The following is a 15,314-nucleotide window of genomic DNA, read 5'->3' on the forward strand; positions in this document are numbered from 1 at the left end:
GGAGTGCATCACAACTTTTTGGGAGCGAGCCTGTTCGCGAAGACGGCGGCACATTCAGTCGATCAGGCGCTTCTGAAAGTAGTGCCGCTTGTGCCCCGGTGGGTAGTCAACGATTTCCCCAAACTGGCTGAAACCCAGCTTCTTGTAGAACTCCGGCGCCTGAAAATCGAAGGTGTCGAGCCAGAGGCCGTAGCAATTTTTTTCCTTGGCCAGGGCTTCCGCCTGAGCCATCAATTTCGAGCCGATCCCCTGTCCGCGACCTTGTTCCGGCACTGACAGCAGTTCGATGAACATCCAGCGAAAAATCATTCGCCCATACAAGCCGCCCAATATCGCGCCATTTTCGTTTTTGACCATCAAGGCGAACGGCTCGGATTTCGAACCTCCGGTTTGTGCATCGTTGTACTCGATCAGCGGCTGCAGAATGGCCTGACGCTGTTCCTCGGTAGGCTCCTGCGTCAACTCGATACGCAAATTCATGCATGACTTCGTTGTGTAATTGAACGTCCAGCCTAACGCGTCCGGGCAAGCGCTTCCAAGCCCTCCGATCAAACCAGCGGAACCGTCAAACAAGCGCTGCGGTCTAGGCTTTTATCGCGTCTTTCCCTGAGCGCGATTGATGAGGAAAGCCCCTTGAATATTTTTGAAGCCCTGCGCGAAAGCCACGAGCGCCAGCGCAGTTACGCCAAGGCTCTGATCGCGACCAGCGGCGACAGCCCGGAGCGGGTCGAGGCCTACAAGCAGCTCAAAGCGGAACTGCAAGCACATGAAACCGCCGAAGAGCGGCACTTCTACATCCCGTTGATGGCAATGGACGAAGGCGTTGACCTGAGCCGTCACGCCATCTCGGAGCACCACGAAATGGACGAGATGATGGAAGAACTCGACGAGACCGAGATGTCCAGTCCGGCGTGGCTGGCCACCGCGAAAAAGCTCTCCGACAAGGTCCATCACCACCTAGAGGAAGAAGAGCACAAGTTCTTCCAGATGGCCGGCAAGCTGCTCAACGATAAACAGAAAACCCAGCTCGCCGGGCAGTACGAAAAGGAGTATCAGGCGCAACTGTCTTGATCGGTCGAGGGCAATTTCGTCAACTCGGCGTGTAGGCGTTCGGCTACACGTCGAGTGCGATGGGTCGTCGATGACTGGTTATCCATCCAGTGTTTTCGGGTTTTTCGGCTTGAACACAATCGCACTGCGACAAAAGCGCCGATGGACAAAAAAACCACCTCCGTTAGCTTGAAGGCCTCTCCTCGGGAAGGAGAGTTCTCAAATCAACGGAGTGAAAACATGAATCAGGCAATTCCACAAACCCAACTGAAACACGGCCGTGTTATCTCACCAGCGAGTCGCGGCGCAGTCGCCATCGACCTTGGCTTGCTCGGCGCTTGGCAAGTCAATGAAATGGAGGGCGGCAAGAACTTTCCGGCCGTAGATGCCGGACCGTTCCCGCAACCCTTCGAGACCGACTCGGACAGCGTCGCGCCGCCGGCCGATGGCTACATTCTCAGCGGCGGCAAGACCGATGCCCGCGATTGCGTCAATTACACCAACGACGAGATGAGCAAGAAGCTCGGCCGTGCCTTCAGCTGGCCGCTGCTCAATGTCGATCCGGGCCAGATTCTTGAGGTCAGTTGGGCATACACCGCGCCGCATACCACCCGCGGTTACCGCTGGCTGATCACCAAGGACGGCTGGGATCCACAGCAACGCATCACTCGTGCACAACTGGAAACCCAGGCGTTCTTTGAAGATTTCTACCCGCAAGTGCCGTATTACAGCCATGCCGGTGAATTGAAGGCGAAGGTCGATCACGAAGTGAAGCTGCCGGCGAACAAGCAGGGCCATCACGTTATTGTGCTGATGTGGATCGTCGCCAACACCGGCAATGCGTTCTACCAGGCCTTCGACGTCGACTTCCAGTAACCGCTGCCGCTGAACCAGCCCGGTAGCGCTGCCGGGCTTTTTTTGTCGGCGCAATTGTCCGACCATGGCGGTCCCCCCATGAAGACAGGATCAGACGCGATGTCCAACACAGCCGAACGGGTCAACATCGTCGACACTCAGGTGTTGTCCCACGACTGGTATCTGCTGAAGAAAATCACCTTCGATTACCACCGCAACAACGGCGAGTGGCAGCGCCAGACCCGCGAGGTATACGACCGCGGCAACGGCGCGGCGATTCTGCTGTTCAATCGCGAAAAGCGCACGGTGGTGTTGACCCGTCAGTTCCGCTTGCCGGTGTTCGTCAATGGCCACGATGGATTATTGATCGAAGTGGCGGCGGGGTTGCTCGAAGGTGCCGCGCCCGAGCAACGCATCCGTGACGAAGCCGAGGAGGAAACCGGTTACCGCGTGCATGATGTGAAGAAGGTCTTCGAGGCCTATATGAGCCCCGGTTCGGTGACCGAGAAGCTGCACTTCTTCATTGCCGAATACGATGCCGCCTCCAAGGTCAGCGACGGTGGTGGCCTGGAAGAGGAAACGGAAGAACTGGAAGTGCTCGAGTGGGGATTTGATGATGCCCTGGCAGCGTTTCAGCGCGGCGAGATCTGCGATGCCAAGACCATCATGCTGTTGCAGTACGCAGCGATGAATGGCCTGTTCGGTGGCTGAGTCAGAACAACTCGCCTGTTTTGCCTAACGTTGACCACTGGCCACCCTCAAGCGTCAGCAAGCGCTCTTTAGCCTCAAGCCCTCCGGCAAATCCGGTGAGTTTTCCCGAAGCACCGATCACCCGATGACATGGCGCAACAATGGAAATCGGGTTGCGCCCGTTGGCGGCGCCGACCGCTCGAACCGCCGTCGGATGGCCAATCTGTAAGGCGATCTGGCTGTAGGTGCGCGTCTCGCCGAAGGGAATGGTCAGCAGTGCCGTCCAGACTTTTTTCTGGAATTCGCTGCCGACAAATTCCAGCTCGAGATCGAAGCGATTGCGGGTGCCAACGAAATACTCTTCGAGCTGCCGCGCGGTCTGCCGGAGGATCGGGCTGTCCGGCGCTTCGCTCATTGGCCCGAGCCGGACCCGGTTCGGTTTGTCGTTTTCCCAGAGGATGGCCGCGAGTCGACTGCCGTTCGCGACCAGCTTCAACTCACCGACCGGCGAGGGCAGGGTGATGAACGTGTAGGACATGACGGCGGCTCCATATCAGGGCGATTACGCCGCTCAGCATACTGGCTGAACGGGGAGGCGCAATACGCAAAGCCGACCATACTGCTTGTTGCTCCTGAAGCGTTGCCCTGCGTTTCGCGCAGTCCCGAAAAACAAAAAAGAGATCGACTCATGAAGTACGAACCTTTGGCCAGATCGCTGATTGCGACCTCCCTGGCGCTCAGCTGTCTCATGGCGCACGCGGCATCGGTGGCACCGGTTGCGGCGGAAAACGGCATGGTGGTCACCGCGCAACATCTGGCGACCCATGTTGGCGTCGATGTGTTGAAAAACGGCGGCAATGCCGTGGATGCGGCAGTCGCCGTGGGCTATGCACTGGCGGTGGTCTATCCGGCTGCGGGCAATCTTGGCGGTGGCGGGTTCATGACCATTCAACTGGCGGACGGGCGCAAGACCTTTCTCGACTTCCGTGAGAAAGCCCCGCTGGCAGCGACCGCCAACATGTATCTGGACAAGGACGGTAACGTCATTCCGGACCTGAGTACTCGCGGCCACCTGGCGGTCGGCGTGCCGGGCACCGTGTCCGGCATGGAGCTGGCCCTGAGCAAATACGGCACCAGGCAGCGCAAGGAGATGATTGCCCCGGCGATCAAACTGGCCGAAGACGGCTTCGAGTTGCAGCAGGGCGATGTCGAACTGCTGGAGTACGCGACGGATGTATTCAAGAAGGACATGCGCGATTCCGGCTCGATCTTCCTCAGCAACGGCGAGCCGATGCAGGTCGGACAGAAACTGGTGCAAAAGGATCTGGCGAAAACCCTGCGGACGATCTCCGACAAGGGCGCCGACGGCTTCTATAAGGGCTGGGTCGCTGATGCCATCGTCACCTCCAGTCAGGCCAACAAAGGCATCATCACCCAGGCTGACCTGGACAAATACAAGACCCGCGAGCTGGCCCCGGTGGAGTGCGATTATCGCGGCTATCACGTGGTCTCGGCGCCACCACCAAGCTCCGGCGGGGTGGTGATCTGCCAGATCATGAATATTCTCGAAGGCTACCCGATGAAGGACCTGGGCTTCCATTCCGCTCAGGGCATGCACTATCAGATCGAAGCCATGCGCCATGCCTATGTCGATCGCAACAGCTACCTGGGCGATCCGGATTTTGTGAAGAATCCGATCGAGCATCTGTTGGACAAGAACTACGCGACCAAACTGCGCAACGCCATCCAGCCGCAAAAGGCCGGCGTGTCGGCTGAACTCAAGCCTGGTGTGGCGCCCCACGAAGGCAGCAACACTACGCACTATTCGATCGTCGACAAGTGGGGCAATGCCGTTTCGGTCACCTACACCCTCAACGACTGGTTCGGCGCCGGCGTGATGGCGAGCAAGACCGGGGTGATTCTCAACGACGAAATGGACGACTTCACCTCCAAGGTCGGCGTACCGAACATGTACGGGCTGGTGCAGGGCGAAGCCAACGCCATTGCCCCGGGCAAGGCGCCGCTGTCGTCGATGAGTCCGACCATCGTCACCAAGGACGGCAAAGTGGTGATGGTGGTCGGCACGCCGGGTGGCAGCCGGATCATTACTGCGACCTTGCTGACCATGCTCAACGTCATCGACTACGGCATGGGTCTGCAGGAAGCGGTCGACGCGCCGCGCTTCCATCAGCAGTGGATGCCGGAGGAAACCAACCTCGAAGACTTCGCGGCCAGCCCCGACACGAAGAAAATCCTCGAGAGCTGGGGCCACAAGTTTGCCGGCCCGCAGGATCCCAACCACATCGCCGCGATTCTGGTCGGCGCGCCGTCTCTGGATGGCAAACCGGTTGGCAAGAACCGCTTCTACGGCGCCAACGATCCACGGCGCAATACCGGCTTGTCATTGGGTTATTGAGCGGAGTAAAAAGGGGCGGGCTCAAGTCCGCCCCATCTTCAAGGACTGATCAAGGAAGGCTCGACATGACCACCGCATTACTGATCATCGACGTCCAGCAGGCACTTTGTGCTGGTGAATATCAGTGTTTTGAAATCGACCGTGTGATCGCCACGATCAATGATCTGAGCCAGCGCGCCCGGCATGCCGGCGTTCCGGTGGTGCTGATTCAACACGAAGAGAAGGACGCTCCGTTCGTGCGCGGTACTGACGGTTGGCAACTGGCCAACAATCTGCTGACTTCGACGAAAGACCTGCGGGTAGGTAAAACCACCGGGGATTCTTTCTACCAGACCGAGCTCGGCAAGCTGCTGCCCAGCGAAGATTTTGAGCGACTGGTCATCTGCGGCTTGCAGACTGATTACTGCGTCAACGCCACAGTGCGCAGCGCGCATGAACTGGGCTACGACATCGTGGTTGCGGGAGACGCACATTCGACAGTCGACAACGGCACCATGAGCGCCGAAGACATCATTGCCCAACACAACAAGGATTTCGCTGCGCTCACTGGTTCCGTGGCGCGAGTCGACGTCAAACCGGCAGCCGAAGTGATCTTCTGAAACGCCATAAAACTCTGTGGGAGCGAGCCTGCCCGCGAAAGCGCTGTGACAGCCAACATCAAACCGACTGATATACCCACTTCGCGAGCAGGCTCGCTCCCACAGGGGTGAGCAGACTCTACGACAACGGCGATTTACGGCAGCAGCACTGGCATACTCCCCACCGCCCGAAGAATGGAATCTCTCGATGTTCGCTCCTTCCCTGCGTCACGCCGTGGCGCTGACTGCTCTCTTCCTTGCCGGCACCGCCCACGCCAGCAGTTTCGATTGCACCAGCGTCTCCAGCAAAACCGAACAAGCCATCTGCAACGATCCTTACCTTTCGAGCCTCGACGACAAACTCGCCGAGCAGTGGCGGATTACGCTGGGCAAAGTTGCCGATGTCAAAACCCTGAAAACTGACCAACGCCAGTGGCTGAAAAACCGCAACGCTTGTGGCGCCCTGAGCGCTTGTCTGCGGCGCGAATACCTGATGCGCCTCACCGAACTCGAACACGCAGTCCAACCGTTCAGTTGGGACGCGACCTGGCAATTGATCCCGCCCGGCACGTCAACGTCGGCGACCATCGTTACCCAGCGTCGCGATGCCACGCATATCGACATCGATATATCAGCAGGCGAGGGAGCCAATTCCGGCGATCTGACTGGAGTTGCCGTACTCAGAGATGGAATAGCTGTTTACGCCGAGGACGCCTGCAAACTCACCTTCACACCCATCAATGGCGTACTGACCGTCGCGCAAAGCGGTGCGGATTCCGATTGCGGCGGTGGCATGGGCGTGTATTACGCCGGCCGGTATATTGCCTCCGAACAACCGCTGACGCTGGATTACGATCTGCTCAGCCTGGGTCTGGCCCGCACACCCGCGGAAGATCAGGCACTGCGTTCGCTGCTCAACACCGACTACCAGAAACTGGTTGCAACCTCCGGTTCCTTGCAGATCGGCGAGGCCTCAAGAGATGTGCCTGATGCTCAGGTGCTGGAAATGTGGATGCGTGGTCTGGGCGACATCGGCATCCTGATGAGTGCTGCCGACGCGCAGGTCTGGCTGATCTTCAAAAGCTACGATGACCAGGGCCATGAACATCTGCGGTACTACACCAACGTGACGAAGTGGAAGAATCGGCTGCCTGATGTGCTGCAAGGCTGGTACGAGCGCATGCAGGAAAATCATTCACCGGTTGTGGAAATGATGCCCTGAGCGACGACTTGATTCGCCTCACGCAATAACCGTTCAATCTGCGCCAGTTCCCATGTGCTGAGCAGGCTCACCGGGTCTGTGCCATAACGCTGCCACGTGTTCAGCGTCGCTTCGTCCCCGGCGCAGTTGCGAGCGGATTCACAGTGATGCAAATGTCCCTCGGCGAAATCCAGCAGCAAATGCCAGCCCTCGATATCCACGGCAATCAGCCCTGACTCGGGCATCATTTCGCGGACTTCGAAGCCAAGAGTTCCCAGCGCGGCATCGCGCAGCCGCTGACACACGTCACGGGCAGACAAAAACGCTGACATGCTGCAACTCGATTCAAAGGACAAGTCGGCAAGGATAAGGCCCGAGCCAACCCATGTCAGCGTTTCACTGGCTCGAGGCCGAACAATTCCGTAACATTCGCCTCCCTCTTTTTTCGCGAAAACAGCGGCCGTGCCCGACGGCCGCTCAGTCAGGTAAGCCATGAAACCGATTCGTCTGCGCGCCGATGTCCTCGCCGGACTCACCACCTCGTTCGCCCTGTTGCCCGAATGTATTGCCTTCGCGCTGGTCGCGCATCTCAATCCACTGATGGGCCTGTACGGCGCTTTCATCATTTGCACGCTGACGGCATTGTTTGGCGGCCGACCGGGCATGGTCTCCGGTGCGGCGGGTTCGATGGCGGTGGTGATCGTCGCGCTGGTGGTGCAACACGGCGTGCAATATCTGCTGGCGACGGTACTGCTCGGTGGCCTGATCATAATGGCGTTCGGGCTGTTGCGCCTGGGCAAACTGGTGCGCATGGTGCCGCATCCGGTGATGCTCGGTTTCGTCAACGGCCTGGCGATCATCATTGCCCTGGCGCAACTGGAGCACTTCAAAAGCGGTGAGCAGTGGCTCAGCGGTACGCCGTTGTACCTGATGACCGGGCTGGTGCTGCTGACCATGGCCATCGTTTACATCCTGCCGCGCCTGACCAGAGCGGTGCCGCCGGCACTGGTGGCGATTCTTGGCGTCGGCCTGCTGGTCTACCTGTTCGGCTTGCCGACCCGCACACTCGGCGACATGGCGCACATTGCCGGCGGTTTGCCGACCTTCGCGTTGCCGGACATCCCATGGAATTTCGAAACCCTGCGCATCATCGCCCCGTACGCGATCCTGATGGCGATGGTCGGCCTGCTGGAAACCTTGCTGACGCTGAACCTGACCGACGAAATCACCGAAACCCGTGGCTACCCGGATCGCGAATGCGTTGCGCTCGGCGCGGCGAACATGGTGTCCGGCGCGTTCGGCGGCATGGGTGGTTGCGCGATGATCGGCCAGACCGTGATCAACCTCAGCTCCGGCGGTCGCGGGCGCTTGTCCGGCGTGGTCGCTGGTGTGCTGATTCTGTTGTTCATTCTGTTTCTGTCACCGCTGATCGAGCGTATTCCGCTGGCCGCGCTGGTCGGGGTGATGTTCGTGGTGTCGCAGCAGACCTTCGCTTGGGCGTCGTTGCGGGTAATCAACAAGGTGCCGGCGCACGATGTGCTGGTGATCATCGCTGTGACCACCATTACCGTGTTCACCGATCTGGCCACGGCGGTGCTCTGCGGAATCATCATCGCTGCGCTCAACTTCGCTTGGCAGCAGGCGCGCGAACTGTACGCCGATGAACATCTGGAAGCCGATGGCAGCAAGCTCTATCGCCTGCACGGCACGCTGTTCTTTGCCTCGACCACGCCGTTTCTCAACCAGTTCGATCCGGCCAACGACCCGGCCAAAGTCACTCTTGACTGCCGGCACCTGAGCTTTGTCGATTACTCGGCGATTGCCGCGTTGAAAACCCTGCGTGAACGCTACGCCAAGGCCGGCAAGCATTTACAGGTGTTTCACCTGTCGGAGCGCTGCAAGAAATTACTCAAGCGTGCCGGCGTCGATCACGACTGAGGCCGCTGACGTTGCGTCCTTGAGCCAGGTCTTGCCAAGAATCCGCGAGACCTGTTCGGCGGAGTAGGGCTTGGCGAGAAATTCGAAACCTTCGTAACCGCTGCGGGCCAGTTCTTCGCTGTAGCCGGAGGTCAGAATCACTGGCAGATCGGGGCGGCGCTGGCGCAATTCCTTGGCCAAGGCGACGCCGGTAATACCGGGCATGACCACGTCGGAAAACACCGCATCGAACGCCATGGCATCGCTGCCCGCCAATTGCAGGGCTTCTTCGGCGTTGGTCGCCCACGCGGTTTCATAGCCCAGATCCTGCAGGATCTGATTGGCGAAACGGCCGACGTCGAGATTGTCCTCGACCACCAGCACCCGGCGCTTTTCACACGCCGGATGGACCTCGCCATCGTCCTCGGCGGCGTCCACTTCAGCCTCGTCCGCTGGCACTTGCGGCAGATACAAGGTGAACTCGGTGCCTTGGCCGAGCACGCTGGAGACATCGACGTTGCCGCCCGATTGCTTGGCGAAGCCGAATACCTGAGACAGCCCCAGCCCCGTGCCTTTGCCGACCGCCTTGGTGGTAAAGAACGGTTCGAAGATGTGTTCCAGGGTGTGCGCATCAATGCCGGCCCCGGTATCGGCCAAGGCAATCGACACGAAGTGGCTGCTGGAACCGGCGTGACCGCGAATCGGCGGCAGCGCTTTGTGGCACTCCAGACGCAATTTCAACTCCCCCTGGCCATTCATGGCGTCGCGGGCATTCAGCGCAATGTTGATCAACGCGGTTTCGAACTGACTGAGGTCGACGCGGATGTAGCAGGGGTGATCCGGGCGTTCGACGCACACGTGAATCTGCGCGCCGGTGACCGATTCGAGCATCTCGCCGATATTGGCCAGACGTTCGCCGGCATCGACCACTTGCGGATTGAGCGGTTGGCGGCGGGCGAAGGCGAGCAACTGGCTGGTCAGCTTGGAGGCACGCTCGACCGTGTCGGAAACCGCACGCATGTAGCGCTGACGACGTTCTTCCGGCAGGTTGGGCTGGCGCAGAAAATCCACTGACGAGCGAATGATCGTCAGCAGGTTATTGAAGTCGTGGGCCACGCCGCCGGTCAACTGGCCGATGGCTTCGAGCTTTTGCGACTGGCGTAACGCCGATTCGGCCTGGGCCAGGCGCAGGCTGCGTTCTTCGACCCGTTGCTCCAGCGTGGCATTGAGTTCGGCCAGCGCCAGCAGGCCTTCGCGCACGTTGGCGTCGGCGCGCACCCGCTCGATGTGTGCCCAGCAGCGTTCGGTGACTTCGCTCATCAATGCCTGCTCGAAGCGCGACCAGACCCGCGGCACTTTGTCGTGGACGGCCATCAATGCCGTCAGACGGCCCTGCTTGATCAGCGGTACACAAATGGTCGCGGTGATGCCGATGGCCTGAAAGGTCGCCGATTCTTCGGGCGGCAGTTCGCTGCGGTTGTCATGGATGATCAGCGGCTCCCCGGCGCGCAGAAGACGTACAGCCTTCTCACCGAAATCGCGCAAGCGGTAGTGCCCGACGATGCTCGGCGAACCCGGCGCCGCATAGTCGCCGCGAATGGTGAAGCCATCCTCGTCGGCATCCATGTCGGCGTAAGCGCAGTTGGACAGTTGCAATTGTTCGACCATCAGCCGCGTGCTCGCGGCCAGGATTGCTTGCGCATCAGTAGCGTTGGTCACCGCGTCGCCGATGGCATCAAGTACCGCCAGGCGCTGGTTGAGGTACACGGTCTGGGTGGTTTCGGTAACGGTGTCGAGCATGCCCACGACATTGCCCAGCGAGTCACGGATCGGGCTGTAGCAGAAAGTGAAAAACGCCTGCTCCGGTCCGTTGCCGCGTTCGATCTTCAAGGCAAAGTTTTCGATATAGGTGGCCTGGCCGGCAAATGCCGCCTCGGCAATCGGGCTGATCTCGTGCCAGGCTTCTTTCCAGATATCGCTGAAGGAGCGTCCCAACGCGTGTGGCTTGTCGCCGAGAATCGGTACGAAGGCGTCGTTATAGAGCGTGATCAGTTGCGGGCCCCAGACGATCGCCTGAGGGAAATGCGAGGCAAGGCTGAGCGAGACGGTGGTCTTGAGCACATCGGGCCAGTGTTCCAACGGGCCGAGGGGCGAATTCGCCCAGTCGTGACGGCGGATCTGCCCGGCCATCTCGCCGTTGTCTTGCAACCAGTCTGTCATGGGGTTCGTGTCTTTCCGGGCATTTGTCTGAGAACAAAGACCTGCGCGCAGGGTGTTTGGTTTCAGCGCACCAGACACTGTTTGCGCTGCGAATTATTCTGCCGTACATCATGGCAGCAAAAAACCCTGCTGGCGAAAAGAGCATCTTTTCGCCAGCGGATTTTTCTTCAGTTCGTGAGCGATTGCTCAGGCCTCGACGGCCGGGAAGTCAATGTCGGTCAGCGCAGTGTTGTTCAGGTAGTTGGTCAGTGTCTGCACGGCCACCAGGGCAATCACTTCGATGATCTTGCGGTCATCGATACCGGCGGCGCGGGCAGCGGCCAACTGTTCGTCGCTCAAGTGGCCACGGCTTTCGGTCAATTGGCGGGCGAGGGCGGCGTAGGCATTCAGTTCGCCGTGACGGGCGGCGAGGATGTCCTCTGCCGAGAGCCCGGCCTTGCCGGCAAATACGGTGTGCGCGGACAGGCAATAGTCGCAACCGTTGACCTGCGAAGTGGCGAGGTAAACGGCCTCTTTCTCTTTGCCGCTCAACGAGGTCTTGCCGAGGATCGCCGAGGCTTGCAGGTAAGTGTCGAGGGCAACCGGTGCCTGGGCGAGGGTGGTGAAAACGTTGGGCAGAAAACCGATTTTTTTCTTCACGCCTTCCAGTGCGGGACGGGTGGCGTCGGTGGCGGTGTCGAGGCTGATTGCAGGGATGCGGCTCATGGTGATTCTCCGAAAATCCGCGGCGAAGTGCAGCGGCGATGGAGAGATCTTAGGGACTGCCAATGGCGCTTTGGCGGCAAATCGTCGAGGATATGCCACAGATCGTCCAGATATGCTCTCGGGAGTCAGCCATGGATCGCCTTTCCACATTGCTCAGTCATTTCGGTGTGAATGCCGGCACCTTTCATAGCGGGGCGTTTTGCGGGGTCAGCGTTCACGAAGGCGAACCGGTTGGACATGTGCATGTTCTGCAAGCGGGGGCGCTGCTGCTCAAACCGGGCAACGAGCGGGAGATCCGGCTGGAAGAGCCTTCGTTGATTTTCTTTCCACGGCCGTTTACTCATCGGATGTTTGCCGACGAAGCCATGGCCAGCCAGATTGTCTGTGCTTCGCTGACCTTCGATGGCGGTTCGGGCAATGCACTGGCCGCCGCGTTACCCGACTATCTGGTATTGAAACTCACCGACATTCCGCAATTGCGCAGCACCCTTGACTGGCTGTTCAACGAAGCTTTCGAAGGGCATTGCGGGCGAGTGGCGGTGATGGATCGTCTGTTCGAGTTGCTGGTGATTCTGCTGCTGCGCCATCTCATCGCCAGTCGTGATCAGCAGCCGGGCATGATGGCCGGGCTGGCTGACCCGCGTTTATCCCGCGCTTTGAACCTGATCCATGAGCAACCGTACAAGCCATGGAGCGTCGCTGATCTCGCGGCGGCGGCGAACCAGTCCCGCGCCGGTTTTGCCGAGCAGTTTCGCCGGGTGGTCGGGCAGACGCCGGCCGATTATCTGCTGAGCTGGCGCGTCAGCCTCGCGCAGAAACGCCTGCGCGAAGGCCGGCCGATTGCGTTGATTGCCGAAGAGGTCGGTTACGAAAGTCCGTCGGCGCTGGCCCGAGCCTTTCGGCGCAAGACCGGGCTCAGCCCTCGTCAATGGAAAGCTGAACACTGAATACTATTTGGCAAATTTCTTCGCCCCGGCCACGCATGAAATCACTCCAAGCGTGACGCCGAGCATGCCGACACTGACCTGCTCGTGCAGCAAGGTCGCCGCCAGGGCCAGACCGAAAAACGGCTGCAGCAATTGCAACTGCCCGACCGCGGCGATCCCGCCCTGAGCGAGGCCGCGGTACCAGAAAACGAAGCCGATCAGCATGCTGAACAAAGACACGTAACCGAGGCACAGCCACGCCGACACGCTGATGTCGGCGAATGAGGCGGGCGCCAGCCACAGACTCAACAACGCCATCAGCGGTAACGACAACACCAGCGCCCAGCAGATCACCTGCCAGCCGCCGAGGCTGCGCGACAGTTTCGCGCCTTCGGCGTAACCGAGGCCGCAGGCCAGAATCGCCGCGAGCATCAGCAGGTCCCCGGTCGGCGAGGCGCTCAAGCCTTGGGACAGGGCGAAGCCCACCACCAGCGCACTGCCCAGTATCGAGAAGATCCAGAACACCGGCCGTGGCCGTTCTCCGCCGCGCAACACGCCAAATATCGCCGTAGCGAGCGGCAGCAATCCTACAAACACAATCGAATGCGCTGACGTAACGTGCTGCAATGCCAGCGCGGTCAACAGCGGAAAACCCAGGACCACGCCCAGCGCCACGATCAGCAACGACAACCACTGCTGGCGTGCCGGTCGCGGCTGTTTGAACAACCACAGAAGCCCTACCGCCAACACACCGGCAATCGCTGCTCGCACCACGGTCAAAAATACCGGCTCGAACTCCAGCACCGCCAAACGTGTGGCCGGCAGCGAACCGCTGAAGATCAGCACGCCGATAAAACCGTTGATCCAGCCACTGGTTCTTTCCAGCGCGGGGTTATTCGCAGTCGATGTTGTGTCCATGTCGGTCGCACTCAAGAAGTGGCTTGTGTCGCTGCGATCCTAGGGCTGAGAATCAGCACAATCAAAAAATTGTCATGGATACAGCCGACATGCCCCGGTCTCGTTACAAGACTCTGGTTGACCGTTACGCCGCGGACATTCGTGGCGGACGCTTGGCGCCGGGCACGCGATTGCCGACGCATCGGCAACTGGCGGCGCAGGAAGGGCTGGCGCTGGTCACCGCATCACGGGTGTATGCCGAGCTGGAGGCGATGGGCCTGGTCAGCGGCGAAGCCGGACGCGGCACTTTTGTCCGGGAAACGTCGCTGGCGCCCGGGCAGGGCATCGACCAGAAGGACGTGGCGGTCGGCATGATCGACCTGAATTTCAACTACCCGGCGTTGCCCGGTCAGGCCGAGCTGTTGCGCACGGCGTTGCGCCAACTGGCGTTGTCCGGTGATCTCGAAGCGCTGCTGCGTTATCAGCCGCACGCCGGGCGTGCCCACGAGCGCGCCTCGGTTGCGCGGCATTTATCGACACGCGGCGTGACGGTCGAAGCCGGGCAAGTGCTGATCGTCAACGGCGCTCAGCAAGGCTTGGCGGTGACGCTGATGGCCCTGCTCAAACCCGGCGATGTGATCGCCGCCGATGCGCTGACCTATTCGGGCTTCAAGGTGCTGGCCGACGCGTTGCATCTGGAAGTGCTGGCGATCCCGATGACGGAGCATGGCCCGGACTTGCCGGCACTGGACAAACTCTGCCGCCAGCGTGCGGTGCGCGCCGTGTACAGCATGCCGACGCTGCACAATCCGCTCGGCTGGGTCATGCCGCTGGAACAGCGCGAGCAATTGGTCGCGATTGCGCGCCGACATGATCTGACGCTCATCGAAGACGCGGCCTACGCGTTTCTGGTCGAGAGCCCGCCGCGAACCTTGATCGATCTGGCGCCGGAACGGACGTTTTATGTTTCAGGCCTGTCGAAAAACATCGCCACCGGATTGCGCGTCGGCTTCATTGCGGCGCCGCTGCCTCAAGTGCCAGCACTGGAACGGATCATCCGCGCGACGACGTGGAACACCCCCGGGGTGATGACCGCGATTGCCTGCGGTTGGCTCGATGACGGTACCGTGACTGTGCTTGAGGAGCACAAGCGCAGCGATGCCATGGCGCGACAGGCCTTGGCGGCCGAGGTGCTGAAAGGGCTGCGCTACATTGCTCATCCGGCTTCGTATTTTTTGTGGCTGCCGTTGCCGGAAGACGTGCGCGCCGATCAGATCGTGGCCGAGTTGATGCAGCAGCAGATTTCAGTCACCAGCGCCGAGCCGTTTTCGCTGTCGACCAACAGGCCCCATGCGATTCGTCTGGCGTTGGGTTCGGTGGACATGGACGTGTTGCGTCAGGCGTTGACCACCGTCAGAACGATCGTCGGCGCTTACCTGTAAACTGCGCCCATGTCATGAAAAGCCACGTTTGGACTGTTCAATGAAATTCACCACAACATTGCTGCTCGCTTTGATCTTCAGCGCCAGCGTACAGGCTGAGGGCGATGCTGACGCCGGGGCGAAGATCTTTCCGCGCCTGTGTGGCGGTTGCCATCAGGTTGGCGAGTCGGCCCGACCGGGGTTTGGACCGCAGCTCAACGGCGTCATTGGCCGGGCTGCGGGGACTTCGGCCAATTATGTTTATTCCGATGCGATGAAGAATTCGGGGATTACTTGGGATCGGGCGACCTTGAGGGCGTATCTCGAAGACCCGAAAGGGGTGGTGCCGGGGACGCGGATGATTTTCTGGGGGCTGAGTGATGAGGACAAGCTGGATAATTTGCTGGCGTATTTGCAGATGTTCAGCCCTGAATCAAG

16 protein-coding genes are annotated in these 15,314 nt (G+C 60.1%); 10 read left to right on the forward strand and 6 right to left on the reverse strand.

The annotated features are described in order from the left end of the window. Nucleotides 1-54: 54 nt before the first annotated feature. The gene (locus GXB78_RS23590; RefSeq protein WP_329517211.1) at nucleotides 55-480 is read right to left on the reverse strand and encodes a GNAT family N-acetyltransferase; all 426 of its coding nucleotides are present in this window, start codon (nucleotides 478-480) and stop codon (nucleotides 55-57) included. A gap of 153 nt (nucleotides 481-633) precedes the next feature. Between GXB78_RS23590 and GXB78_RS23595 the strand changes: the two genes are divergently transcribed. The 3 genes from GXB78_RS23595 to GXB78_RS23605 all read left to right on the forward strand — a co-directional run bounded on the left by GXB78_RS23595 (nucleotide 634) and on the right by GXB78_RS23605 (nucleotide 2,616). After that, entirely contained in the window at nucleotides 634-1,071 is a 438-nt protein-coding gene (locus tag GXB78_RS23595; RefSeq protein WP_329517212.1) for a hemerythrin domain-containing protein, read from the forward strand. 219 nt (nucleotides 1,072-1,290) lie between these two features. Next, a complete protein-coding gene (locus GXB78_RS23600; RefSeq protein WP_329517213.1) occupies nucleotides 1,291-1,926 on the forward strand; it encodes a lytic polysaccharide monooxygenase auxiliary activity family 9 protein in 636 nt (211 codons plus the stop codon). Between the two features lie 99 nt (nucleotides 1,927-2,025). Next, nucleotides 2,026-2,616 (forward strand): NUDIX domain-containing protein, encoded by a 591-nt coding sequence (locus tag GXB78_RS23605; protein ID WP_329517214.1) that lies wholly within the window; start codon nucleotides 2,026-2,028, stop codon nucleotides 2,614-2,616. Nucleotide 2,617: 1 nt separating this feature from the next. Here the strand turns inward: GXB78_RS23605 and GXB78_RS23610 are convergent, their stop codons facing one another. Further along, nucleotides 2,618-3,133 carry a methylated-DNA--[protein]-cysteine S-methyltransferase gene (locus GXB78_RS23610; RefSeq protein ID WP_329517215.1) on the reverse strand — a complete coding sequence of 172 codons (516 nt, stop codon included), beginning with the start codon at nucleotides 3,131-3,133 and terminating at the stop codon, nucleotides 2,618-2,620. A gap of 150 nt (nucleotides 3,134-3,283) precedes the next feature. Here GXB78_RS23610 and ggt point away from each other — a divergent pair, with 150 nt between their 5' ends. The 3 genes from ggt to GXB78_RS23625 all read left to right on the forward strand — a co-directional run bounded on the left by ggt (nucleotide 3,284) and on the right by GXB78_RS23625 (nucleotide 6,811). Further along, entirely contained in the window at nucleotides 3,284-5,011 is a 1,728-nt protein-coding gene (ggt, locus tag GXB78_RS23615) for a gamma-glutamyltransferase (RefSeq protein WP_329517216.1), read from the forward strand. 65 nt (nucleotides 5,012-5,076) lie between these two features. Continuing rightward, nucleotides 5,077-5,610: a cysteine hydrolase family protein gene (locus GXB78_RS23620; protein WP_329517217.1), complete on the forward strand. Its 534-nt coding sequence runs from the start codon at nucleotides 5,077-5,079 to the stop codon at nucleotides 5,608-5,610. 187 nt (nucleotides 5,611-5,797) lie between these two features. Further along, the gene (locus GXB78_RS23625; protein WP_329517218.1) at nucleotides 5,798-6,811 is read left to right on the forward strand and encodes a lysozyme inhibitor LprI family protein; all 1,014 of its coding nucleotides are present in this window, start codon (nucleotides 5,798-5,800) and stop codon (nucleotides 6,809-6,811) included. Here GXB78_RS23625 and GXB78_RS23630 read toward each other — a convergent pair. Further along, complete coding sequence (locus tag GXB78_RS23630) at nucleotides 6,781-7,122, reverse strand: DUF7693 family protein (protein ID WP_329517229.1); 342 nt, start codon at nucleotides 7,120-7,122, stop codon at nucleotides 6,781-6,783. The genes GXB78_RS23625 and GXB78_RS23630 overlap by 31 nt on opposite strands. Before the next feature lie 160 nt (nucleotides 7,123-7,282). On the opposite strand from GXB78_RS23630, the gene GXB78_RS23635 reads away from it, so the two are divergent. Beyond that, on the forward strand, nucleotides 7,283-8,728 hold the full coding sequence (locus GXB78_RS23635) for a SulP family inorganic anion transporter (RefSeq protein WP_329517219.1): 1,446 nt from the start codon (nucleotides 7,283-7,285) through the stop codon (nucleotides 8,726-8,728). On the opposite strand, the gene GXB78_RS23640 is transcribed toward GXB78_RS23635, so the two are convergent. Further along, entirely contained in the window at nucleotides 8,696-10,927 is a 2,232-nt protein-coding gene (locus GXB78_RS23640) for a response regulator (RefSeq protein WP_329517220.1), read from the reverse strand. The two genes, GXB78_RS23635 and GXB78_RS23640, sit on opposite strands and share 33 nt — an antisense overlap. Nucleotides 10,928-11,113: 186 nt before the next feature. After that, nucleotides 11,114-11,632, reverse strand: coding sequence for a carboxymuconolactone decarboxylase family protein (locus GXB78_RS23645; protein ID WP_329517221.1), 519 nt, complete (start codon nucleotides 11,630-11,632; stop codon nucleotides 11,114-11,116). Between the two features lie 131 nt (nucleotides 11,633-11,763). Here GXB78_RS23645 and GXB78_RS23650 point away from each other — a divergent pair, with 131 nt between their 5' ends. After that, nucleotides 11,764-12,579, forward strand: a complete 816-nt coding sequence (locus GXB78_RS23650) for an AraC family transcriptional regulator (RefSeq protein ID WP_329517222.1) — start codon at nucleotides 11,764-11,766, stop codon at nucleotides 12,577-12,579. A 3-nt stretch (nucleotides 12,580-12,582) separates the two neighbouring features. On the opposite strand, the gene GXB78_RS23655 is transcribed toward GXB78_RS23650, so the two are convergent. Then, nucleotides 12,583-13,476 carry a DMT family transporter gene (locus tag GXB78_RS23655; protein ID WP_329517223.1) on the reverse strand — a complete coding sequence of 298 codons (894 nt, stop codon included), beginning with the start codon at nucleotides 13,474-13,476 and terminating at the stop codon, nucleotides 12,583-12,585. 89 nt (nucleotides 13,477-13,565) lie between these two features. Between GXB78_RS23655 and GXB78_RS23660 the strand changes: the two genes are divergently transcribed. Together GXB78_RS23660 and GXB78_RS23665 are read left to right on the forward strand one after the other, a co-directional pair. Then, entirely contained in the window at nucleotides 13,566-14,897 is a 1,332-nt protein-coding gene (locus GXB78_RS23660) for an aminotransferase-like domain-containing protein (protein WP_329517224.1), read from the forward strand. 40 nt (nucleotides 14,898-14,937) lie between these two features. Continuing rightward, a partial coding sequence (locus tag GXB78_RS23665) for a c-type cytochrome (protein ID WP_329517225.1) occupies nucleotides 14,938-15,314 on the forward strand: 377 nt, incomplete at its 3' end.

The sequence above is a fragment of the Pseudomonas moraviensis subsp. stanleyae genome, from assembly GCF_036283065.1.
Taxonomy (GTDB): Bacteria; Pseudomonadota; Gammaproteobacteria; order Pseudomonadales; family Pseudomonadaceae; genus Aquipseudomonas; species Aquipseudomonas stanleyae.

Bases quoted from the DNA above. Each gene is read 5' to 3' on its own strand.
- GXB78_RS23590 (WP_329517211.1), bottom strand. From the start codon at position 480: ATGAATTTGCGTATCGAGTTGACGCAGGAGCCTACCGAGGAACAGCGT.
- GXB78_RS23600 (WP_329517213.1), top strand. From the start codon at position 1,291: ATGAATCAGGCAATTCCACAAACCCAACTGAAACACGGCCGTGTTATC.
- GXB78_RS23605 (WP_329517214.1), top strand. From the start codon at position 2,026: ATGTCCAACACAGCCGAACGGGTCAACATCGTCGACACTCAGGTGTTG.
- GXB78_RS23610 (WP_329517215.1), bottom strand. From the start codon at position 3,133: ATGTCCTACACGTTCATCACCCTGCCCTCGCCGGTCGGTGAGTTGAAG.
- ggt (WP_329517216.1), top strand. From the start codon at position 3,284: ATGAAGTACGAACCTTTGGCCAGATCGCTGATTGCGACCTCCCTGGCG.
- GXB78_RS23620 (WP_329517217.1), top strand. From the start codon at position 5,077: ATGACCACCGCATTACTGATCATCGACGTCCAGCAGGCACTTTGTGCT.
- GXB78_RS23625 (WP_329517218.1), top strand. From the start codon at position 5,798: ATGTTCGCTCCTTCCCTGCGTCACGCCGTGGCGCTGACTGCTCTCTTC.
- GXB78_RS23630 (WP_329517229.1), bottom strand. From the start codon at position 7,122: ATGTCAGCGTTTTTGTCTGCCCGTGACGTGTGTCAGCGGCTGCGCGAT.
- GXB78_RS23635 (WP_329517219.1), top strand. From the start codon at position 7,283: ATGAAACCGATTCGTCTGCGCGCCGATGTCCTCGCCGGACTCACCACC.
- GXB78_RS23640 (WP_329517220.1), bottom strand. From the start codon at position 10,927: ATGACAGACTGGTTGCAAGACAACGGCGAGATGGCCGGGCAGATCCGC.
- GXB78_RS23645 (WP_329517221.1), bottom strand. From the start codon at position 11,632: ATGAGCCGCATCCCTGCAATCAGCCTCGACACCGCCACCGACGCCACC.
- GXB78_RS23650 (WP_329517222.1), top strand. From the start codon at position 11,764: ATGGATCGCCTTTCCACATTGCTCAGTCATTTCGGTGTGAATGCCGGC.
- GXB78_RS23655 (WP_329517223.1), bottom strand. From the start codon at position 13,476: ATGGACACAACATCGACTGCGAATAACCCCGCGCTGGAAAGAACCAGT.
- GXB78_RS23660 (WP_329517224.1), top strand. From the start codon at position 13,566: ATGCCCCGGTCTCGTTACAAGACTCTGGTTGACCGTTACGCCGCGGAC.